The organism is Agathobaculum butyriciproducens (assembly GCA_003096535.1).
Lineage (GTDB): Bacteria > Bacillota > Clostridia > Oscillospirales > Butyricicoccaceae > Agathobaculum > Agathobaculum butyriciproducens.
The window spans coordinates 430,519-452,704 of sequence record QEKJ01000001.1 but is presented as its reverse complement, the minus strand read 5'-3'; the positions used below and the strand labels follow the sequence as shown (position 1 = coordinate 452,704).

Sequence of the window (22,186 nt, the reverse complement as noted above, 5' to 3'; positions counted from 1 at the left end):
GCGGAATGGAGAATGGTAAACCATGTGGCCCATTCTCCATTTTCAATCCTCAATTATTTTTCCGGCGGCGTAATTGCCACCTTCATGACCCCGTCGCGGCGCTTCTCAAACAGATCGTACGCCGCTTCGATCTCATTCAGCGGGAAAATATGCGTGATGAGCGGTGTGGTATCCAGCTGACCGCACTCGATCAGCCGCAGGATTTCTGCGGTGTCGCAGCCATCCACGCCGCCGGTCTTGAACGTGAGGTTCTTGCCGTACATATCGGGCAGCGGAAGCGTCTGCGGCTTGTCGTACAGTGCAACAATCGAGACGATCGCATTCGGTCGGGCGCACTCCCACGCGAGACGGAAGCTGTCGTCCGAGCCTGCCACTTCGCAGACCACATCCGCGCCACCGTGCGGGCTGTTGAGCTGCACAAACTCCTGCGCGTGCTCGGGCGTGATGGTCAGCACATCCGGATAGTGCTCGCGCACAAAGCGCAGCCGCGCCGGATCGGGGTCACAGATGATGATCCTGTGCGGGTGATGCAGCATGGCGCACAGCATGGTGCAGATGCCGGTGGGTCCGGCACCGAGGATAAGCACGGTGTCGCCCTGCCGGATCTCGGAAATCCTGGCTGCCCAGTAGCCGGTGGCGAGTACATCGCCGGCAAACAGCGCCTGCCGGTCGGAAACCCGGTCGGGAATGACAGTCAGACCCTGATCGGCATACGGCACGCGGACGTACTCCGCCTGACCGCCGTCAATCCGGCAGCCGAGTGCCCAGCCGCCGTTGGGATCAGTGCAGTTGTTGACAAAGCCGTGCTGACAGAAAAAGCAGTGTCCGCAGAACGTCTCCACGTTGACGGCTACACGGTCGCCGGGCTTGACGGTTTTGACTGCCGAACCGACCTGCTCGACTACGCCGACCATCTCATGGCCGACCGTAATACCGGGGACGGCACGCGGCACCGAGCCGTGCTTGATGTGCAGATCGCTCGTGCAGATGCTCGACATGGTAACGCGCACCACCGCGTCTCCTGCATGCGTGAGAACGGGTTCCGGCTTGTTCTGCAGGGCAAACTCACCCTGTTTTCGATAAGTGTAAGCGAGCATAGTTTACGGCTCCGTTTCGTTAAATGTTATATCCATTATACGGGAGGGCGAAAAGAAAGTCAAACTGTGTCGATTTTATAAGGTGCCGAGAGTCGGGAAAAACTGCGCCAGAAAGAAAAACAGCACCGGCAGGAAGATCGCAGGCAGCAGATTGCCGACGCGCAGCTTGCTGTTGAAGATGAGATTCAAGCTAATGGCAAAAATCAGCACGGAGCCGACACACGACATTTGACCGATCAAGACATCGGTCAGCCAGGGACGGATGAATCGTGCCATCAATGTAATGCCGCCTTGATAGAAGAAAATCGGCACAATAGACAGGTATACGCCCTTGCCGAGAGATGCGGCGAAGAGAATCGAGGCAACACCATCCAGAATAGCCTTGGCAATCAGCATGGTTGGGTCACCATTCAGACCATCGTTTAATGCACCGACAATTGACATTGCACCGACACAAAACAGAAGAGATGCGGTAACGAAGCCTTCAACAAATCGGCTGTCCCCTTTGGCAGCAAAGTGTGATTGACAGAATGCACCGAAATCCTCCAGTCGCTGCTCGATATTCAGCGCTTCACCGATGACAGCGCCGAGTGCCAGACAGAGTATAATCAGCATGGTATGCTGGGTGCCGATTTCGCCATCCTGTATGGTCAATACTTCGCTGAGTGTTCCGCCTATACCGATAAAGCAGGTGCTTAGTCCCAGTCCCTGCATGACCGTTTTTTCAAAGCGTTTCGGCAGACCGTTTTTTAACAGTATACCGATCGTAGTGCCTATAAGCACCGTGCCAACATTTACAATGGTTCCAAGACCAATCATAAAATCCCCTCGTTTCACTTTACAACGCTAAAGTTTATTGTAAAGCAAAATGAGAGGATTGTCAATTCAGCGCAGACAAAACGGCGTTTTGCGGAAATGTCCGCCGCCGATTCTCCGTTCGGGATCAGGAAGTGCAAGCGCAAACAGATCATCCGCGAACGTGTCGCGGCGCAAAGCGGGCTGTAGAGCGTCGGAAAGCCGTTTTTCCGTTGCCGGCTTGACGATAACGGGCAGGGCAGCCTGCTTGAGCGCCGCCCGTCCGCGCACACCGAGCGCCAGTACGCGCAGATAAGCCGGGGAGACAGGTGCGTCCGTCTCCACACCGAGCACAGACCGCAGGAGCGCACGGCGCACACGAGCCGCCGGAAACCGCCGCGTTCGAGCCTTTTCTACAGCATCCGAGAACGAATGTGCCGTATAGACCGCCTTGCACAGCCGCTCGTCAAAGCCGTCTGCCGAGCCGGTCCGCAGTCTGCCCTGATAGAGTGCCGTCCGCAGCAGCGCGAGCAGTGTGTCCTCCGGCAGAGCGACCGGCGCTTCACCGCAATCTGCGGCCTTCTTCCACACGGCGCGAGCCGCAGGCGGCAGGAACGGTGCGCAGAACGCGAAATCGCCATCTCGCAAATGCGCTCTCAGCAGACTCGCTGAGGCAAAGCCGCTGTGCGGCGCACGCGCATCGTGGGCCGCGCCCTGCCGGAGCACCGCAAGCGGGCGCATCCCGAGCGGGAGCAGGAAGCGGCAGTATTCCACGGCGAGCGTGTTGTTCGGGTTATCCAAAAGAACGGCAGCCTGTTTGTTGACTTTGCTGAGTTCTTCCTGCCGTCTGGCGGCGTAGGACAGGTGCGGAGAGCCGGATTCTCCCTTCATCGGCAGGCTGTTCAAGAGTTCTGCTGCCTGTAAAAGCAAATCCGTATCCGCAGTCTCCGCGCCGAACGACACCGTGCCGCACCCGAGTGCATGCAGCGTCTGCACCGCACCCTTGGCGAAGCCCTCCGCCGAGGACAGCGCCGCCGCAAGCGGCAGTTCAACCACGAGGTCAGCGCCGCAGCGCACGGCCATTTCGGCACGCGCATACTTATCCAGCACGGCAAAATCGCCGCGCTGGACGAAATTGCCGCTCATCACGCATACGATCACGGCGTTTTCGCCGAGGCTGCGCCGGGTTTCGGCAATGTGGTGCAGATGCCCCGTGTGAAACGGATTATACTCGGCGGTGATGCCGCATACGGTCATGACGGTGCTCCTTTCAGTGAGATGACAGCGGTCTGCAAGGTAAAAACCTCGAAAAAGGGGTTGTACATTTGCAAAGAATCGTGTAGAATAAAAATATAGCATTATTATATAGGCTTCCGCGGCTTTATGCAAGCCGCCAAATACGGCATAAGGGAGTTTTCGCAAATGAAAGTATTGGTAATCAACGCTGGCAGTTCTTCGCTGAAGTACCAGCTGCTCGACACCGAGTCGGGCGAGGTAATGGCGAAGGGCCTGTGCGAGCGCATCGGCATCGACGGTGTGCTGACCCACACCGGCAACAAGTCCGATGAGAAGTTCAAGTTTGACATCGCAATGCCCACCCACAAGGAAGCGATCCAGTCTGTTATCAACATTCTGCTCGATCCGGAAAAGGGTGTCATCTCCTCTATGAGCGAGATCGACGCAGTAGGTCACCGCGTTGTACACGGCGGCGAGTTCTTCTCGGACAGCGTTATCATCACCGAGAAGGTCATCAAGGCTATCGAGGACTGCGTACCGCTGGCACCGCTTCACAATCCGCCTAACCTGACCGGCATCGAGGCTTGCCGCGAGGTTATGGGCCCGGATGTTCCGATGGTTGCAGTATTCGATACCGCATTCCATCAGACCATGCCGCAGTCCCACTATATGTACGCAGTACCGTATGAGTATTACGAGAAGTACAAGATCCGCCGCTACGGCTTCCACGGCACCAGCCACAAGTACGTTTCTCAGCAGGCTGCTGAGATGCTCGGTCGTCCGCTCGAGGAGCTGCGCCTGATCACCTGCCACCTCGGCAATGGTTCTTCTATCTGCGCAATCAATGGCGGCAAGAGCTTCGATACCTCCATGGGCTTTACTCCGCTGGACGGTCTGCCGATGGGCACCCGTGCCGGCAACATCGACCCGGCTATCATCGAGTTCCTGGCTGAGCACGAGCACATGGACGCACACGAGGTCATCAATATCCTGAACAAGAAGTCCGGTATGCTGGGTATCTCCGGCGTATCCTCCGACTTCCGCGATCTGGATGCTGCTGTTGCTGACGGCAACGCGCGTGCTGCTCTGGCGAAGGATATGTTCAACCTGTCCGTTAAGAAGATCATCGGTTCCTACGTTGCTGAGATGGGCGGCGTAGACGCTATCATCTTCACCGCAGGCGTAGGCGAGAACGACCGTTCGGTTCGCTGGGATGTCTGCGAGCACCTCGAGTACCTCGGCATCAAGATCGACCCGGAGAAGAACAAGTACCGCGGCAAGCAGATGGATATCTCCATCGACTGGGCACGCGTTCGCGTTCTGGTTATTCCGACCAACGAGGAGCTTATGATCGCCAAGGATACCGAGCGTCTGGTAAACGAGGCCAAGGCTCAGTAAGTCTTTCGTCAATTAGACAAATATGGGGGCGGAGCATAGGCTCCGCCTCTGTTTTTGCCCGGAGAGGAAACTTTTATGGAGCAAATTGATATCCCGCAGGAGCGCCGCTACTGCTCGAAGCTGGGATTTTCCGTGCTGGCGATCATGCTGTGGTCGATCCTCTGGCAGTTCGGCCTGTACTGGCTGGACGGCTGGATCCTGCCGTTCCGCATGCCGGAAACGCTGTATTACCTGCTGCTGCTCGTCGGACATTATGCGGTATCGCTGCCGATCGTGTTCTGTATATGGCGCAAAACACCGCCGATGCCGTTCTGCAGGGAGCGGGCAGGCGCAAAGCGTATGGGCCGGTGGTTTGTCATCGGCTGTGCGCTGATGTGGCTCGGTTCGCTCATCGGCACGAATATCAACGACATGGTCTACGCTCTGACCGGACGTGATCCGGTCGGCATGGTGGACGAGAGCTTTTCGCAGATGCCGATGGCGGCCATCGTTCTCGGTGCCTGCATCATCGGTCCGCTGTGTGAGGAGCTGGTGTTCCGCGGTCTGCTGGCCGGCCGTCTTGCGCGGTACGGGCAGAAGCCGGGCGCCTTCATTTCTGCACTGCTGTTCGGCCTGTATCACGCCAATCTGGAGCAGTTTTTCTACGCCTTTGCGCTCGGTCTGCTGCTGTCCTACGCGTACTACCGCACCGGACTGCTGCGCACCTCGGTGTTGCTGCACATGCTGTTCAACATCATCGGCTCGGTGGTGCCCATGCTGCTGCCGGATACCATAGCCGCGCAGTCGGCGCTCGGCCTGTTCTGGATGGCGATGCTGGTGATCGGCATGATCCTGCTCGTTCGCGGCAGAAAACAGCAGGTCTGGCTGCACGGACCCTGTGCGCCGTCGCTTAAAGCCGTTTTGCAGAATGCAGGCATGTTTCTACTGATCGTCGCCTGCTTTGTACAGACCGTGTTCAATTATCTATAAGGAGGAACGTCCATGCGGGTAGACCTGCATATGCACACCGAATATTCGGCTGACGCCCAGTATCCGCAGTCCATCGACGATAAAATTCAGGCCTGCGAGCAGGCCGGACTGGATATCATCGGCATTACCGATCATCTGGATTTTCTGCGTTCGGGCGGCACGCGCGACAACCGTGACCCGGAAGCCTGTGCGCGCGAGGTATGGGAAAAGCGCCGTCCGGCAGGGAACGGCGGTATTGAGGTTCTGGCGGGTATGGAGATAGGCCAGATGCACGCCACACCGGACGCGGACGATTTTGTCCGCACGCATCCGTTCGATATGGTCATCGGCTCGCTGCATGCTATGCCGAACGATCTGGATATCTACTTTCACGACTTTCCGAATATGGACTGCGACAAGTTCCTGCACGAGTATTTCGATCAGCTGCTGCTGCTCGAGGAGCACGGCGGCTTTGATGTGCTGGCACATATTGACTATCCGCTGCGCGTGATGAAGCACGGCGACTATATCCCGTCGTTTGACAATTATATGGACCGCGTCCAGCAGGTGCTGCGCTCGTGCATCGACCATGGCTATGCGCTTGAGCTGAATGCTGCCGGCATTGCGGGCTGGCAGAAAAAAGTCGGTCCACCGCAGAATATTCTGTACGAATACAAGCGCATGGGCGGCGAGCGCATCTCGATCGGCTCGGATTCGCACACGCTGGACACCGTGGCGCGCGGCGTAGACGACTGCGTGAAGAATGCACTCGACGCAGGCTTTACCCACGTTACCGTGTTCCGAGAGCGCAAACCGGTGCAGATCGCACTGAAATAAATGTAGAGGCTGAAATAACATGTTTTTTGGAAGAAAGCAGGAAATTACACACGCGGATACGACCGTTCGTGCCCGTGCAAAGATCAACTTGACGCTCGACGTCACCGGACGGCGGGAGGACGGCTACCACACGGTGGAGATGGTCATGCAGTCGATCGCGCTGCACGATACCGTGCGCGTTACCACCATCCACGGCGAGAAAAAGCCGCGCGGCATCGTGCTGAGCTGCAGCCTGCCGTTTCTGCCGACCGATGAGCGCAATCTGGCGTACCGTGCGGCGGAGCTGTTCTACAAGGAGACCGGCGCACTACTCGAAACCTGCGAGATTCATATCGAAAAGCGCATTCCGGTTGCGGCAGGTCTGGCAGGCGGCTCGACGGACGCGGCGGCTGTACTGCGTGCGCTCAACGCATTGCATACAGCCGGTCTGACCGACGACGAGCTGTGCGAGATGGGACTTAAACTGGGTGCCGATGTGCCGTTCTGCTTGCGCGGCGGCACCATGCTGGCGCAGGGCATCGGCGAGGAGTTGAGCCTGCTGCCCGATATGCCGCACTGCTGGGTCGTGCTGTGCAAGCCGCCGTTTGCGGTGCCGACCAAGGAGGTCTATCAGGAGATCGACAGCGTGGATATCCTCGAGCATCCGGACAACAAGGGCATGATGGCTGCACTCGATCAGGGAGATTACGAGGGCGTGTGCGCGTACCTGTCCAACGTGATGGAGACCGTTACGGCGGCAAAACGCCGCCAGATCGGTGAAATCAAGTCGTTTCTCGCAGAAAACGGTGCGGACGGTACGCTGATGAGCGGCTCCGGCCCGACCGTGTACGGCCTGTTCTCGGATGAGAGCCGCGCCAAAACGGCAGCGAAAATGCTGCGTCGCCGTTTCGCAGATACATTCCTGACGGAAACCTGCAATTAAACGGGTATAGAAAGCCGCCTTTCGGGCATACTGGGTACACCGGATGCAGAAAGGCGGTTTTGTTATGCAGAAACAGGATAGAAAGGCACTCGCGGCAGTGCTGACAGCGGTTCTTGTGCTGTTCTGGTCGGCGTTTGCGCCGCAGAGTCCTCGTGCGGCATGGTGGTGTACGGCGTTTTCCATCACCTGCGAGGAGGCGGCAGGAAAGGATGCGGGAAACAGCGAGAAAATCGAGTTCCGCTCTTTCCTTGTTGATTTGTTTCGCCACAAAGATAACACTTAACTTTTAACGCTCTCTATGGTATAATGACACAGTGAAACACGAAATTCATTTGCCAACGGAGGAAATTTATGAAGATCATTAACGAAAAGGGCAAGCTGTTCGGCATCATCAATGTTGTCGATCTGCTGGTGCTGGTCGCTGCGATCGCTGTCGTAGCGGGTGTCGGCTACAAGCTGTTTGCTAAGCAGATCAAGGAGGTTGCGTCTCCGCAAGTCTCCCTGACGATGACCGTCCGCGTACGCGGTGCAACGCCGTTCCTGGTAAACGAGGTGCAGCGCAACAGTCAGGTAGGCAAGTCGCTGGTAAACGGCAACAGCTATGTCAATGCGCAGATCACTGATATGAAGATCGAGGATTACAATCAGCAGGTTACCACCGCTGACGGCCGCATTGTAACGGCAACCGATCCGGAGAAGAAGGATCTGGTATTCACCATCACGACCAAGGTTTCCAAGGGTACGCCTGCACCGGCCATCGGTACGCAGGAGGTGCGTGCAGGCCGTACATTCATTGTAAAGACCAACGATTTTGAGACGACCGGCAACATTGATTCGGTCGATATTGCGGATAATTAAAGCCTATGAAAGCGTTATTTGAAAACAGTCTGTTCGTGCGGCTGCTGATGTGTCTGCGCGCATGGTACCACGAGGGCGCTATCGCGGGATTCTTTAACCGTATCCGACAGGCGTACCCAGGCTCGGTATTCTGCCGTCTGTGGAATAAATTCTGCGCGGCACCGATATGTACAGCGGCGAACAGCACCTATGCGCGGATTCTGGCAGCGCTGCGCCGGTTTGTCGAAAAACTGGGCGGAATTGCGGCAAACAGCCTGATCTACCGCATCTGCCTTGCCGTCTGGCGGCCGATTGAGCGTGTCGCAGGCGGCGGCCTGATCGGCAGAGCCTGCAGGTTCGTCGGCATGCGCGGTCTGCTGCTGATTTGTCTGGCGATGTATCTGCCGCTCGATTCCGCTGTCCGCTGGGTGTCGGACGCCGGTTATCTGCCGTCGTTTGTGGCATCTGTGTGGGATGAGTGTCTGATGCTTGCTGCATTTGCGTACATCCTGTGGCACATGGCGATGAAGCGTGCGCCGCTCGGCTCGCGTGCTACGCCGGTGGATGCCTATCTGCTGCTGTTCATCGCGGTCGGCTTTTTCCTGATGTGTGCGGTTTCTCCGAATACGCATATCGCGGTAGCGGGCTACCGTGCGGTTGTGGAGTACCTGTTCTGGTTCTTCCTCGTCACCCGCCTGATTGAGAACGACCGTGATTTCGCGGTATTCTACGGTGCGCTCGTCGTGATGGCGCTTTGCATTGCGGCGCACGGTATTTATCAGTATATCGTAGCCGCGCCGATCCCGTCGAGCTGGGTCTCCCAGACTGAGGCCAGCGTGCGTACGCGTGTGTACTCGCTCACCGGCAGCCCGAATATCATGGGCAGTCTGCTGGTGCTGTTTGCCCCGATGGTGGCAGGCCTTGCATATTACAGCAGTAAAATGTGGGTCAAGGTGCTGGCTATCTGCGCGACCGGCATGATGTGCCTGAGCTGCATTTTCACCTTTTCCAAGGGTGCCTGGGGCGGTCTGGCAGTAGCTGTTGTAATCTTCGCCATCTTTCTGGACCGTCGTTTGATCGCTTTGATGGGCGTGGCCGGTGTCGGTGCACTGCTGGCAATCCCGTCTATTGCGAACCGCATCACCTATCTGTTTACCGCGGATTACCTTGCGGCAAGCCGCCGTGCAGGTCGTGTTATTCGCTGGTCCAAGGGTCTTAAGCTGCTGCAGGAGAGCAATCCGGTGCTCGGCTTCGGCCTCGGCCGCTTCGGCGGCGCGGTTGCCATGCAGAACAAGGTCATCGAGGAGACCAAGGATTTCTCCTACTTCTACATGGATAACTATTATCTGAAAACGCTGGTCGAGATGGGTTATCTCGGTCTGGCATTCTTTATCCTGCTGCTGTTCGGTCTGGTGCTGTGGAGCCTGCGCTCGATCGGTCGTACCGGCTACACCAAGGGCGACCGCACGCGCGTGCTGGCGGTTTCCATGTTCGCAGGCATGTGCGGCGTGCTGGTGCACTGCTACTTCGAGAATATCTTCGAGGTGCCGTATATGATGGCGTATTTCTGGAGCATGGCGGCAGCGGTTATGTACCTCGGGTACTTTCGAAAGCGAAAAAACTGATTTTTTAGAGAACCTTCGTGAGAGGGTTCTCTTTTTTTCTCGGCACTGACTCGGCGGGGCATACGAACTGCGTTAGCGTGTTCGCCCCTGACGGGCGGCTCCTTTTCTGCACCGACCCAGCGGGGTACTTGAACCGCACGGGCGGTTCACCCTGTCCGGGCGGCAGTCTTTTTTGCTGAACCTCAGCGGAGAGTTGCGCTCTGCGGAGCGCGGGGATTCGCCGCCCCCGCGGCGGGAGCGTGCCGCGCCCCGCGGCGGGGCAAGAGGGTAGACACCAAGGTTTCTACCCTCTTAACTCCCACTTCCTTTGGGGAGAGTCTGGCGCAGATTGCCGATATGTGACCGCTCAGAAATAGGGGAACGGCAGTCGGGATACTCTTGCGTTTGTTTCGTAAAATATTCGCAGTTCACAGATAGCGTACTGCTACACATACGGGCTACTCTGCGCAAGGCGCGGCATGACAGTGCCGCGCAATTTTTTTGCGCGTTATACCGGAAGGCACCTGCGAATTTAGGCGTTTGGTATAATTTATCTTCGTAGGTGCTGTCTATCATAACGCGCTAACGAATTGCGCGGCACTGCTATCCCCCAGGGGACCCTCTCTTGCCCTTCGGGCAATTCACCTTGTGCCGCGCCTGCTTAGATGAAATCACATGTGTAGCAGTAATGTATCTGACACTGCGAACAGGTTACGAAAAACACGGTAGAAAAAATCCGCTCCCGTTCCCCTATTTCAGAGCGGTCACATGTCGGCAATCTGCGCCAGACTATCCAAGGGAAAGGCAGGAGTTCAAAGAGGAAGGGAAAACGCAGGTGTCCCTTCCTTTTTGCCCCTGCGGCGGGCGCCGCACGTTCCTGCGCTCCGCAGAGCGCAACTCCCGCTGAATCGCAGGCGAAAATCCGTATTTAACAAAGATTTTACCAGAAAAAACACACTTTACTTAAACTTAACGAACTCTCGCTTTTGCATTTTACAAAACTTCCGTAAGATAATCTTGTAACAAAAAACGAAGACGAATGTAAAAGGAGAACTAATTATGAAAAAGAGCATTTCCATGCTTCTGGCAGCAATGATGCTGACCGGTGCACTGAGCGGCTGCGGCGGCAGCTCCTCTTCCGCTTCCTCGGATTCCCAGGCAAGCGGCAATGGCAGCGGCGTTTCCGGCGCGATCACCGTTATCTCCCGTGAGGATGGTTCCGGTACGCGCGGCGCGTTCATCGAGCTGACCGGCGTTGAGGAGAAGAACGACGCAGGCGAGAAGATCGACAATACCACCGCGGATGCCGAGATCGCCAACAAGACCGATGTTGTACTGACCAGCGTAGCAGGCAACGAGAAGGCTATCGGCTACATTTCCCTCGGTGCGCTGAATGACACCGTTAAGGCTGTCAAGGTAGACGGCGCAGAAGCTACCGTAGATAACGTAAAGGCAGGCACTTACAAGCTGTCCCGTCCGTTCAACATTGCAACCAAGGGCGAGCCGACCGGCGTAGCCAAGGATTTCATCAACTTCATCCTCTCCAAGGAAGGTCAGGCTGTTGTAACCGATAACAAGTACATCGCTGTTGACGACAATGCAGCAGCCTTTACTTCCGACGGTTCCTCCGGCCAGATCGCAGTTGGCGGTTCCTCCTCGGTATCCCCGGTTATGGAGAAGCTGATCGAGGCGTACAAGGCTGTAAACCCGAACGCAAGCATTGACCTGCAGACCTCTGACTCTACCTCCGGCATGACCGGCACGATGGACGGCACCTTTGCTATCGGCATGGCATCCCGCGAGCTGAAGGACGACGAGGCTGCACAGCTGACCGGCACCGCCATCGCGCTTGACGGCATCGCAGTAGTCGTAAACCCGGCGAACACCATTGACGACCTGTCTATGGATCAGATTAAGGGTATCTATGTCGGCGACATCACCGACTGGGGCGACCTCGCGTAAGCGAATTCACAGACTGATAAAACAGGGCGAAGTGATTCGCCCTGTGCCTGTATAGGAGAAAGATTTATGAAAAACTTTCGGGAAAACCTGATGCACATGGTATTTTTCCTCTGTGCACTGACCTCCATCTTCGCGGTGGTGCTCATCTGTATTTTCCTGTTTGCGAACGGTGTGCCTGCCATGAAGGAGATTGGCCTGCTGGACTTCCTCACCGGCGCAAAGTGGAAGCCGGGCAACGACATTTACGGCATCCTGCCGATGATCCTCGGCAGCCTGTACATCACCGCCGGTGCGATCGTTATCGGCGTGCCGATCGGTCTGCTGACGGCGGTATTCATGGCATTCTACTGTCCGAAAAAGCTGTACGGTCTGCTCAAGCCGTGCACCGAACTGCTGGCCGGTATTCCGTCCATCGTATACGGCTTCTTCGGCATGGTCATTATCGTACCGGCAGTTCGTGCGGTGGCAGGTGTGTTCGGAGCGGATATTTCCGGCTCGTCCATCCTGGCGGCGTCCATCCTGCTCGGCATTATGATTTTGCCGACCATTATCGGCGTGTCCGAAGCGGCGCTGCGTGCGGTTCCGATGAGCTACTACGAGGGCGCCGTCGCCATGGGCGCACGGCATGAGCGCGCGATATTCACGGTTATGGTACCGGCTGCCAAGTCCGGCGTGCTGGCCGGCATCGTGCTCGGCATCGGCCGCGCCATCGGCGAGACCATGGCGGTTATCATGGTAGCGGGCAACCAGCCGCGGCTGACCGGCAGCATGCTCAAGGGCATCCGCACCATGACGGCAAACATCGTGCTTGAGATGGGCTACGCCACCGGCCTGCACCGTGAGGCGCTTATTGCGACCGGCGTTGTGCTGTTCGTATTCATTCTGCTCATCAATCTGGCATTCTCGGTTCTCAAAAGGAGGAAGGAAGCATGACAAGAGAAGCTGTCTCTGCTGCAAAACCGGCAGTGCGCGTACAGGCAAAGACCGGAAAGGTGCACGGCGCCGCATCTGCGGCTGTGCTCAAGGGTCTGGTGTACGGCGCGGCTATGCTGACTTTTGCGGTACTGCTGTTCCTGCTCGGCTATATTCTGGTGACGGGCATTCCGCATCTCAAGCCGTCGCTGTTTCAGTGGAATTATACCTCTGAGAACGTCTCGATGATGCCTGCCATCCTCACTACGGTTGAAACGACCGCGCTGGCACTGTTGCTGGCTGTGCCGCTCGGCCTGTTCACCGCCGTGTACCTGAATGAGTACGCCAAGCGCGGCAACAAGCTGGTAAACGTCATCCGCATCACGACCGAGACGCTTTCCGGCATTCCATCCATTGTGTACGGCCTGTTCGGCATGCTGTTCTTCGTCACCAGGCTGCACTGGGGATACTCGCTGCTGGCCGGTGCGATGACGCTGGCGATCATGATCCTGCCGCTCATCATGCGTACCGCTGAGGAAGCGCTGATGGCGGTTCCGGATTCCTACCGCGAAGGCTCGTTCGGTCTGGGCGCTGGACGTCTGCGCACGATATTCCGCATCGTGCTGCCTGCTGCGGGTCCCGGCATTCTGTCCGGTGTTATCCTTGGTATCGGCCGCATCGTCGGTGAGACCGCGGCGCTCATCTTTACCGCAGGCACTATGGCCCAGATTCCCGGTCTGTTCCAGTCCGGCCGTACGCTGGCCATCCACATGTATGTGCTCTCGGGTGAGGCGCTGCACATGAACGAGGCAAATGCTACTGCAGTCGTTCTGCTGCTGGTGGTCCTGCTGATGAATACGCTTTCCGCTCTGGCAGCGAAAAAGCTGACCAAGAAGTAAATGGAGAATGAACATGGAAAATAAGATCGAAATTCATAATATGAATCTGCATTACGGTGATTTTCACGCCCTGCACGATATCAATCTGGATATCAAGGAGAATGAGATCACCGCATTCATTGGACCGTCCGGCTGCGGCAAGTCTACGCTGCTGCGTTCGCTCAACCGCATGAACGATCTGGTGGAAAACTGCCGTATCACGGGCGATATCATGCTTGACGGTCAGGATATCTACAAGAACTGTGACGTCAATCTGCTGCGCCGCCGTGTCGGCATGGTATTCCAGAAGCCGAATCCGTTCCCGATGTCGATTTATGATAACATCGCCTATGGTCCGCGCACGCACGGCATCAAGAGCCGTGTGCAGCTTGACGAGATCGTCGAGACTTCGCTCAAGCGTGCCGCTATCTGGGAGGAGACCAAGGATAACCTCAAAAAATCCGCGCTGTCCATGTCCGGCGGTCAGCAGCAGCGTATCTGCATCGCGCGTGCGCTTGCCGCAGACCCGGAGGTGCTGCTGATGGACGAGCCGACCTCTGCGCTTGATCCGATCTCCACCGCGAAGATCGAGGACCTTGTGCTCGAGCTCAAAAAGGATTATACTATCGTTATGGTAACGCATAATATGCAGCAGGCCACCCGTGTTTCGGATACGACCGCATTCTTCCTGCTTGGCGACATGATCGAAGTGGATGACACCGAAAAGCTGTTCTCCATGCCGTCGGACAAGCGCACGGAAGACTACATTACGGGGAGGTTCGGCTAATGAGAAACCGTTTTGACAATCAGCTTGCGGAGATGAACAATGAGCTGATCTCGATGGGAGCACTGTGCGAAAACGCAATCGCCAGTGCGGTAAAGGCTCTGCTTGAGGGCGATATCAAGCTGGCGGCGGCCGCCATCCGCATCGATCAGGAGATCGACCGCAAGGAACGCGAAATCGAGTCCATGTGCCTCAAGCTGCTGCTGCAGCAGCAGCCGGTGGCAAGCGATCTGCGTCTGATCTCCTCCGTGCTGAAAATGATCACGGATATCGAGCGTATCGGTGATCAGGCAAGCGATATTGCGGAGATTGTAACGTATCTGTCCGGTGCGTGCGGTCACAACACGCATATCGACCAGATGGCGCAGGCAACCATTAAAATGGTGACCGACAGCCTGGACGCGTTTGTCCGCCGTGACCTGACCCTTGCATGGAGCGTTATTGAATATGATGACGTGGTAGACCGCCTGTTTGACGAGTGCAAGAGCGACCTCATCGCGGAGATCGCGCAGAACCCGGAGGACGGCGAGCGCGTACTCGATGTGCTGATGATCGCCAAGTATCTGGAGCGTATCGGCGACCACGCGACCAATATTGCCGAATGGGTGGAGTTTTCCATCACCGGCTCGCATAAAAGTGCAATGCACGGCGCGGAAGCGGCGGCACGCTGACAGAAATCGGAGTGTAATATATGATATACTGTGTGGAAGATGATGCGGGTATCCGCGAACTGGTGGTGTATACACTGCGCAACACCGGTTTTGAGGCTGACGGCTTCGAGGACGGTGCGGCGTTGACGGCTGCTCTGAAAAAATGCAAACCGCAGCTGATTCTGCTGGATATCATGCTGCCCGGCGAGGACGGTATCACCATTCTGCGTCGTCTGCGCGCAGCACCGGATACGGCGAGGGTTCCGGTCATTCTGCTGACTGCGAAAAACACGGAGTACGACAAGGTAGTCGGTCTGGACACCGGTGCGGACGATTACATTCCCAAGCCGTTCGGCATGATGGAGCTGATCGCGCGCATTCGTGCGGTCCTGCGCCGCACCGAGGATATGCAGGGCAAGGATGAGCCGCGTCCGCTGGTAGCCGGCGGCATCTGTGTGGATGAGCGGGCCCACACCGTATTCGTTAACGAGCAGGAGGTGCAGCTGACGCTCAAGGAGTACCAGCTGCTGTGCCTGCTGATGAAAAAACGCGGTGCTGTGCTCACGCGCGATGTGCTGCTCGAGAATATCTGGGGCTATAATAATGAAAGTGAAACCCGCACGGTCGATGTGCATATCCGTACGCTGCGGCAAAAGCTGGGCGCGGACGGTGCGCTGATCGAGACTGTCCGCGGTGTCGGCTACCGTATGGGAGAGCACACATGAGAAAGCGCGTATTCGGCAGCATTTTTCTCACGTCGCTTGTCACGCTGCTGCTGACGACCGGGCTGCTGCTGCTGGCAGTTCACGCCGGTCTGACCAATGATATGCGGCAGCGGCTGATAACGGAGAGCAGCTACCTGTCTGCGGCGGATGACATTCGGGAGGAACTGGAGGAGTGCGGCTCGGTGTACGCCGACCGTTTGACGCTGGTCGCGCAGGATGGCACTGTGCTGTACGACAACCGCACGAATGCCTCCGAGATGGAGAACCACGCCGTCCGTCCGGAGATTGCGGCGGCAGAGAAGAACGGCACGGGCGAGGACAACCGTCTGTCCGAAACCTTCGCTGAGCAGACGTTTTATTACGCGGTCCGTCTGAAAAACGGCGATATTCTGCGCATTTCCGCAACTGCGGACAGCGTGTTCGGCGCACTGTCGAATGCGTCACCGTGGATTGTGCTGATCATCCTGCTGGCGCTGCTGGTTGCAGCTGTGCTGGCAGGCTGGCTGACCGGTCTGTTCCTCAAGCCGATCGAAGCGCTCGACCTGCATGAGCCGATGAAGGGCGAAGCCTATGACGAGCTGTCGCCGCTGCTGCACCGCATGGACAAGCAGAACCACAAAATTCAGGCGCAGATGGACGAGCTGCAGCGCCGTCAGGCTGAGTTTGACGACATTACGGCCCGTATGGATGAAGGTCTGGTACTGTTTTCCGGCAAGGGCATGATTCTGTTCGCCAATCACGCTGCGCGGGCGCTGTTCCCGCATGACAGTGCGGAAGGCAGCTATCTGACGCTGTGCCGCGATGCGAATTACATTCAGGTGGTCGAGCAGGCGCTCGACGGCAAAGGCGCGCACGGCAAACTTGAGCGGAACGGCCGCATTTATGAACTTACGGCAAGCTCGGTGGAGGAGAACAGCGCATGGCATGCTGCTGTGCTGCTGATCGTGGATATTACCGAGCGCGAGCGTGCCGAGCAGCAGCGGCAGGAATTTACAGCCAATGTGTCGCACGAACTGAAAACGCCGCTGACCAGCATCATGGGTTACGCGGAAATCATCGCGGGCGGCATTGCCAAGCCGGAGGACGTGGCGCCGTTTGCGGGCAAGATCCGCACGGAAGCGCAGCGGCTGCTGGCGCTCATCGAGGATATCATTCACCTGTCCCGGCTGGATGAAGGCGGAGAAACAGTGGCTTTTGAGCCGGTGGAGCTGTCCGCCCTTTGTGATACCGTGCGCGACCGTCTGCAGAGCAAGGCAGCAGGCAAGGGCATCGCGCTGCGCATCGAGGGAGAACCGGCTGCGGTTTCTGGTCAGCGCCGCACGCTCGAGCAGATGATCTTCAATCTGACGGATAACGCCATCAATTATAATAAGCCGCAGGGCAGCGTGACGCTTACGACCGGCACGGAGAGCGGGCGACCGTTCGTGCAGGTGGCGGATACCGGCATCGGTATCGCGCCGGCGGATCAGCAGCGCGTGTTTGAGCGGTTCTACCGCGTGGATAAAAGCCACAGCAAGATGACCGGCGGCACCGGACTGGGGCTTTCGATTGTCAAGCATGGTGCGGCACTGCATCATGCGGAGGTTGAGCTGAAGAGTGCGCTCGGCGAGGGGACTTGCATTACTTTGCGGTTTCCTAAAGAATGATGAATGGGTGCTAACCCTTAGCTGGGGTTCCAAAAGGATAGACACCAAGGTTTCTATCCTCTTGGGACTCCAGTTTCCTTTATTTCTTAACTCGGCGAAAATCGGAGAGCGGCGACCGCTTCGAAAATAAGAGTACGGCAGAGGATTTTTTCTTCCGTGTCTTTCTCAACCGATTCGCAGTGTCAGATAACGTACTGCTACACATACGGCTAAATCTACGCAGGCGCAACATGACCGTGTTGCGCAATTCGTTAATCTGGAGTTTACGCACGGCACCTACGGATTAGGCGTTTGGCACAATTTATCTTCGCAGGCCTTGTCTGTAACAACGCGCTAACGAATCGTGCGGCACGGTTATCCCCCAGGGGACCCTCTCTTGCCCTGCGGGCAATTCACCTTGTGCCGCGCCTGCGCAGACGAAACCGTCTGTGTAGCAGTACGCTATCTGTGAACTGCGAAAAGGCGGAGAAAGACACGCTGTGGTAACCCGACTGCCGTTTCCCATTTTCGCAGCGGTCACATGTCGGCAATCTGCGCCAGACCCTCTAAGGGAAAAGGGGAGATTTACAAGAGGGTGGAAAACCGCAGGTTGTCTACCCTCTTGTGCGCCCGCGCGGCGTCAGCGCAGTTCCGTTCGCCTCGCAGGCGAAATCCCCTCAAAAAAGAAAATCTCAAAAAATTAAGAAATTTTGAAAAAACACTTGCATGATACACCCGGTGTAGTGTATACTAATTACAGTTGCGCAAATGCGTAACCGAATTGCCGCGCAAAGGAGTTTCTCCTGCGCACGCCCATTGGCCATTAACCGGATTTTCCCGGCGTGGTCCCTGGTGCGGTCCAAAAACGGCCGACCTGCCGTTATACCGGGTAATCAAGCAATTTGACTGCAAAACAGGCTAAAACTGCGTAAAAATCAGCACTTTTTCCGATTGCAGCCATTGGTTTCTCGTGCTATAATTAACGCTGGTCTGGTTGAGTACTGGACCGGCGATTTTTTATCCCCGCCGCTGTCCGTGGAAGGGCCACGAACAGTGTAAAGAAAAGTGGAGGGCAAACAGACAAATCAGAACCGGATTAACCCACCGGCGCTCGATTGCTGCACTACCCCCAAACTTCTTATATTAAAGGAGAGCATTTTATGCAGATCACTGATCCTATCGCGGATATGCTGACTCGTATCCGCAACGCTGGCAATGCTCGTCATGCCAGTGTGGATGTACCCGCATCCAAGATGAAGAAGGCTATTGCCCAGATCCTGCTCGACGAAGGCTACATCAAGTCTTTCGAGGTTGTAGAGGGCAACACCCAGGGCATTATCCGCATCGCACTGAAGTACGTTGATAACCGCCAGAAGGCTATCACCGGCATCAAGCGTGTGTCCAAGCCGGGCCTGCGTGTATACGCTGGCGCACAGGAGCTGCCGAAGGTACTCCGCGGCCTTGGTATTGCCATCGTTTCCACTTCCAGAGGCGTCATGACCGACAAGAAGGCTCGCGAGCTGAACGTCGGCGGTGAAGTTCTCGCATTTGTATGGTAAGGGAGGTATAAACAATGTCTCGTATTGGTAGAATGCCGATTGCCATCCCGGCCGGCGTTGAAGTCAAGATTGACGGCAGCGTTGTTACCGTGAAGGGCGCTAAGGCAACCCTTACCCGCGAATTTCATCCGAACATGACCATCGCGGTAGAGGGCAACGAAATCCTCGTAACCCGTCCGAACGACGACAAGCACAACCGCGCACTGCACGGCCTCACCCGCAGCCTGGTTCACAACATGGTTGTTGGTGTTACCGAAGGCTTCAAGAAGGAGCTGAGCGTTCAGGGCGTTGGTTACCGTGTCGCTAAGCAGGGCAAGGATCTGGTTATGAACCTCGGCTACTCGCATCAGGTTACCATGAGCGAGGTAGAGGGCATCACGATCGACGTTCCGAACCCGAACACGATCATCATCTCCGGTCCTGACAAGCAGAAGGTTGGCCAGTTTGCAGCGGAAGTCCGCGAGAAGCGTCCGCCGGAACCCTATAAGGGCAAGGGCATTCGCTACGCTGATGAGTATGTCCGCCGCAAGGAAGGCAAGACCGGCGCTAAGAAGAAGTAAGGAAAGGAGAGGCGAAAATAAATGGTTTCGAAGAAGGATTCCAACAAGGCGCGCCTTCAGCGCCACAAGCGCGTACGCGCTAAGATCAGCGGCACCGCTGAGCGTCCCCGTCTGGACGTATTCCGTTCTGCAAAGAACATCTATGCACAGGTTATTGACGATGTAGCCGGTGTAACCCTCGTATCCGCCTCGACTGCAGAGAAGAGCTTTACCGAGTACGGCGGCAACAAGGAAGCAGCCAAGAAGATTGGTCAGATCGTTGCCGAGCGCTGCAAGGCTAAGGGCATTGAGACTGTCGTGTTTGACCGCGGCGGCTATGTGTTCCACGGCCGCGTGAAGGAGCTCGCAGATGGCGCCCGTGAGGGCGGCCTGCAGTTTTAATCGGGAGGAGGTAAAACATGGCTCAGTTTAACAGAAACGATAAGCGTGAGGACGAGTTCTCCGAGAACGTTGTAGCGCTCAACCGCGTTGCCAAGACCGTTAAGGGCGGCCGAATCTTCAAGTTCGCAGCTCTGGTCGTTGTAGGCGACGGCAAGGGTACTGTTGGTTTCGGCCTCGGTAAGGCTTCCGAGGTTCCGGACGCTATCCGCAAGGGCATCGAGGACGCCAAGAAGAACCTCGTTAAGATTTCTCTGAAGGGCACCACCATCCCGCACGAGGTTATCGGCGAGTTCGGTGCAGGCCGCGTTCTGCTCAAGCCTGCTGCTCCCGGTACCGGCGTTATCGCCGGCGGCGCTGTTCGTGCAGTAGTTGAGGCTGCCGGCATCAAGGACATCCGTACCAAGTGCCTGCGTTCCAACAACCCGCAGAACGTTGTTACCGCAACGATGGAAGGCCTGAAGAGCCTGCGCGACGCAGCTCAGGTAGCTGCTGTACGCGGCAAAGCCGTAGAAGAACTGTAAGAAAGGGGTAACTGACAATGGCTAACATGAAGATTACCCTGAAAAAGAGCCTGGCTGGTCGCTTGGAGAAGCACATCGCAACGGCTCATTCTTTGGGGCTTAAGAAGATCAATGACGTAACCGTTCAGCCGGACAACGCGCAGACGCGCGGCAAGGTAAAGCAGATCGGTTACCTGCTCGAAATCGTAGAGGAGGCGTAACCCATGAAGCTGCATGAATTGACGCCTGCCGCAGGCGCTACCAAGCCGGCATACCGTAAGGGCCGCGGCGCTGGTTCCGGCAATGGCAAGACCGCAGGTCGCGGTCACAAGGGCCAGTGGGCCCGTTCCGGCGGCGGTGTCCGTCCGGGCTTTGAAGGCGGCCAGATGCCTCTGGCACGTCGTCTGCCGAAGCGTGGTTTCCACAACATTTTCGGCACCACTTACGCACCGGTCAATGTTTCCGCACTGGAGAAGTTTGAAGACGGCGCTGAGGTAACTGCAGAGATCCTCTGCAATGCCGGCATCGTTAAGAATGCTCTCGACGGCATCAAGATCCTCGGCACCGGCACGCTGACCAAGAAGCTGACCGTTAAGGCAGCTGCTTTCTCGGCTTCCGCAAAGGAGAAGATCGAAGCCGCAGGCGGAAAGGCCGAGGTGGTTTAAGGTGTTTCAAACCCTTAAAAACGCCTGGTCTATGCCCGAACTGCGCAAGAAGATGCTGTACACTCTGTTCATCATCCTGATCTTCCGCTTTGGTTCGTGCATTCCGGTTCCGTTTATTGATACCACGCTCCTGTCTCAGTACTTTGAGCAGGCATCGGTAAACGGTTCGATGCTTGGTTATCTGGATATGTTCACCGGCGGTGGTCTGTCTCGTGCGACCATCTTCGCAATGTCCATCACCCCGTATATCAACGCATCCATCATCCTTCAGCTGCTGACTGTTGCCATCCCCGCTCTTGAGCGCATGGTAAAGGACGGCGGCGAGGAAGGCCGTGAGAAGATTGCAAGCTGGACCCGTTACCTCGGCGTTCTGCTCGGTCTGCTTCAGGGTCTGTCGTACTACGCACTGCTCCGCAACGGTTTCGGCGGCAAGACTATGCTGTCCAACACCGGCGCGCTTGCAGCCGTAACCATTATTGTAACTTTCACCGCAGGCACCGCGCTGATCATGTGGATGGGTGAGCACATCACCCAGAAGGGTATCGGCAACGGCATTTCGATCATCCTGTTCGCAGGTATCGTTTCCCGCGGTCCGTCGCTCATGCGTACGCTGGCTAACCTGTTCCAGACCGGCACGAGCGGCATCGTTTCCGGCATTGTAATGATTATCGTCGGTCTTGCGATCGTTGTATTCATCGTTTATATGTCGAACGCAGAGCGCCGCATCCCGGTTCAGTACGCAAAGCGCGTAGTTGGCCGCAAGATGTACGGCGGTCAGTCCACCCACCTGCCGATCAAGGTCAATGCGTCCGGCGTTATGCCGATCATCTTCGCATCGTCCATCCTGTCCCTGCCGCAGACCATTTCGATGTTCTGGCAGCCGGAGAGCGGCTCGGTTGGTGCGCACATTCTTAACCTGTTCTCTCAGACCAGCGTGTTCTACATTGTACTGTACGCACTGCTGATCCTCGCATTTGCATACTTCTATGCATCCATCCAGTTCAACCCGATCGAGATCGCCAACAACCTGAAGAAGAACGGCGGCTTCATCCCGGGCTTCCGTCCCGGCAAGCCGACCAGCGACTTCATCACCAAGGCACTCGGCAAGGTCACCTTCGTTGGTGCGCTGTTCCTCGCTGTTGTAGCACTGCTCCCGCTGATCGTAGGCGCAGTAAACTCCAGCCTGAGAAACGTAGCACTGGGCGGCACCTCGGTTATCATCGTAGTAGGCGTTGCGCTTGATACGGTGAAGCAGATGGAAGCACAGATGCTGATGCGTCATCATAAGGGATTCCTGGAATAATTCTGGAG

The 22,186-nt window shown here is 56.7% G+C and carries 24 protein-coding genes; 21 read left to right on the top strand and 3 right to left on the bottom strand.

The window, feature by feature from the left end; all coding sequences use genetic code 11:
* Nucleotides 1-53 precede the first annotated feature (53 nt).
* The 3 genes from C7386_RS02130 to C7386_RS02120 all read right to left on the bottom strand — a co-directional run bounded on the left by C7386_RS02130 (nt 54) and on the right by C7386_RS02120 (nt 3,149).
* Nucleotides 54-1,097, bottom strand: a complete 1,044-nt coding sequence (locus C7386_RS02130) for an alcohol dehydrogenase (RefSeq protein ID WP_110435413.1) — start codon at nt 1,095-1,097, stop codon at nt 54-56.
* Nucleotides 1,098-1,172: 75 nt separating this feature from the next.
* Entirely contained in the window at nt 1,173-1,916 is a 744-nt protein-coding gene (locus C7386_RS02125; protein WP_110435412.1) for a DUF554 domain-containing protein, read from the bottom strand.
* Between the two features lie 66 nt (nt 1,917-1,982).
* Nucleotides 1,983-3,149: a nucleotidyltransferase family protein gene (locus tag C7386_RS02120; protein WP_165815430.1), complete on the bottom strand. Its 1,167-nt coding sequence runs from the start codon at nt 3,147-3,149 to the stop codon at nt 1,983-1,985.
* Between the two features lie 165 nt (nt 3,150-3,314).
* Between C7386_RS02120 and C7386_RS02115 the strand changes: the two genes are divergently transcribed.
* The 21 genes from C7386_RS02115 to secY all read left to right on the top strand — a co-directional run bounded on the left by C7386_RS02115 (nt 3,315) and on the right by secY (nt 22,178).
* Nucleotides 3,315-4,526: an acetate/propionate family kinase gene (locus C7386_RS02115; protein ID WP_110435410.1), complete on the top strand. Its 1,212-nt coding sequence runs from the start codon at nt 3,315-3,317 to the stop codon at nt 4,524-4,526.
* A gap of 75 nt (nt 4,527-4,601) precedes the next feature.
* A complete protein-coding gene (locus C7386_RS02110) occupies nt 4,602-5,495 on the top strand; it encodes a CPBP family intramembrane glutamic endopeptidase (protein WP_116704741.1) in 894 nt (297 codons plus the stop codon).
* A gap of 12 nt (nt 5,496-5,507) precedes the next feature.
* Complete coding sequence (locus C7386_RS02105; RefSeq protein ID WP_116704740.1) at nt 5,508-6,311, top strand: PHP domain-containing protein; 804 nt, start codon at nt 5,508-5,510, stop codon at nt 6,309-6,311.
* Between the two features lie 19 nt (nt 6,312-6,330).
* On the top strand, nt 6,331-7,233 hold the full coding sequence (gene ispE, locus C7386_RS02100; RefSeq protein WP_116704739.1) for a 4-(cytidine 5'-diphospho)-2-C-methyl-D-erythritol kinase: 903 nt from the start codon (nt 6,331-6,333) through the stop codon (nt 7,231-7,233).
* Nucleotides 7,234-7,297: 64 nt separating this feature from the next.
* A complete protein-coding gene (locus C7386_RS02095) occupies nt 7,298-7,516 on the top strand; it encodes a hypothetical protein (RefSeq protein ID WP_116704738.1) in 219 nt (72 codons plus the stop codon).
* A gap of 68 nt (nt 7,517-7,584) precedes the next feature.
* Nucleotides 7,585-8,091 carry a DUF4330 domain-containing protein gene (locus C7386_RS02090; RefSeq protein WP_116704737.1) on the top strand — a complete coding sequence of 169 codons (507 nt, stop codon included), beginning with the start codon at nt 7,585-7,587 and terminating at the stop codon, nt 8,089-8,091.
* Between the two features lie 5 nt (nt 8,092-8,096).
* The gene (locus tag C7386_RS02085; protein ID WP_116704736.1) at nt 8,097-9,695 is read left to right on the top strand and encodes an O-antigen ligase family protein; all 1,599 of its coding nucleotides are present in this window, start codon (nt 8,097-8,099) and stop codon (nt 9,693-9,695) included.
* 1,038 nt (nt 9,696-10,733) lie between these two features.
* Nucleotides 10,734-11,636: a substrate-binding domain-containing protein gene (locus C7386_RS02080; RefSeq protein ID WP_110435403.1), complete on the top strand. Its 903-nt coding sequence runs from the start codon at nt 10,734-10,736 to the stop codon at nt 11,634-11,636.
* A gap of 66 nt (nt 11,637-11,702) precedes the next feature.
* Nucleotides 11,703-12,569 carry a phosphate ABC transporter permease subunit PstC gene (gene pstC / locus C7386_RS02075; RefSeq protein ID WP_110435402.1) on the top strand — a complete coding sequence of 289 codons (867 nt, stop codon included), beginning with the start codon at nt 11,703-11,705 and terminating at the stop codon, nt 12,567-12,569.
* The gene (gene pstA, locus C7386_RS02070; RefSeq protein WP_116704735.1) at nt 12,566-13,447 is read left to right on the top strand and encodes a phosphate ABC transporter permease PstA; all 882 of its coding nucleotides are present in this window, start codon (nt 12,566-12,568) and stop codon (nt 13,445-13,447) included. Before pstC ends, pstA begins: the two co-directional genes overlap by 4 nt.
* Before the next feature lie 13 nt (nt 13,448-13,460).
* On the top strand, nt 13,461-14,213 hold the full coding sequence (pstB, locus tag C7386_RS02065; protein WP_116704777.1) for a phosphate ABC transporter ATP-binding protein PstB: 753 nt from the start codon (nt 13,461-13,463) through the stop codon (nt 14,211-14,213).
* Nucleotides 14,213-14,881, top strand: coding sequence for a phosphate signaling complex protein PhoU (gene phoU / locus C7386_RS02060; protein WP_116704734.1), 669 nt, complete (start codon nt 14,213-14,215; stop codon nt 14,879-14,881). Before pstB ends, phoU begins: the two co-directional genes overlap by 1 nt.
* 20 nt (nt 14,882-14,901) lie before the next feature.
* The gene (locus C7386_RS02055) at nt 14,902-15,585 is read left to right on the top strand and encodes a winged helix-turn-helix domain-containing protein (protein WP_116704733.1); all 684 of its coding nucleotides are present in this window, start codon (nt 14,902-14,904) and stop codon (nt 15,583-15,585) included.
* Nucleotides 15,582-17,231 (top strand): sensor histidine kinase, encoded by a 1,650-nt coding sequence (locus tag C7386_RS02050; protein ID WP_116704732.1) that lies wholly within the window; start codon nt 15,582-15,584, stop codon nt 17,229-17,231. Before C7386_RS02055 ends, C7386_RS02050 begins: the two co-directional genes overlap by 4 nt.
* Before the next feature lie 1,139 nt (nt 17,232-18,370).
* Nucleotides 18,371-18,769, top strand: a complete 399-nt coding sequence (rpsH, locus tag C7386_RS02045; RefSeq protein WP_110435396.1) for a 30S ribosomal protein S8 — start codon at nt 18,371-18,373, stop codon at nt 18,767-18,769.
* A 14-nt stretch (nt 18,770-18,783) separates the two neighbouring features.
* Entirely contained in the window at nt 18,784-19,329 is a 546-nt protein-coding gene (rplF, locus tag C7386_RS02040) for a 50S ribosomal protein L6 (protein WP_110435395.1), read from the top strand.
* A 21-nt stretch (nt 19,330-19,350) separates the two neighbouring features.
* A complete protein-coding gene (gene rplR / locus C7386_RS02035; protein WP_110435394.1) occupies nt 19,351-19,710 on the top strand; it encodes a 50S ribosomal protein L18 in 360 nt (119 codons plus the stop codon).
* A gap of 17 nt (nt 19,711-19,727) precedes the next feature.
* The gene (gene rpsE, locus C7386_RS02030; protein WP_054326956.1) at nt 19,728-20,231 is read left to right on the top strand and encodes a 30S ribosomal protein S5; all 504 of its coding nucleotides are present in this window, start codon (nt 19,728-19,730) and stop codon (nt 20,229-20,231) included.
* A gap of 17 nt (nt 20,232-20,248) precedes the next feature.
* Nucleotides 20,249-20,431, top strand: a complete 183-nt coding sequence (gene rpmD / locus C7386_RS02025; protein ID WP_110435393.1) for a 50S ribosomal protein L30 — start codon at nt 20,249-20,251, stop codon at nt 20,429-20,431.
* Nucleotides 20,432-20,434: 3 nt separating this feature from the next.
* Nucleotides 20,435-20,875, top strand: coding sequence for a 50S ribosomal protein L15 (rplO, locus tag C7386_RS02020; RefSeq protein WP_110435392.1), 441 nt, complete (start codon nt 20,435-20,437; stop codon nt 20,873-20,875).
* A 1-nt stretch (nt 20,876) separates the two neighbouring features.
* On the top strand, nt 20,877-22,178 hold the full coding sequence (gene secY / locus C7386_RS02015; RefSeq protein WP_110435391.1) for a preprotein translocase subunit SecY: 1,302 nt from the start codon (nt 20,877-20,879) through the stop codon (nt 22,176-22,178).
* The last annotated feature ends 8 nt before the right edge of the window (nt 22,179-22,186 follow it).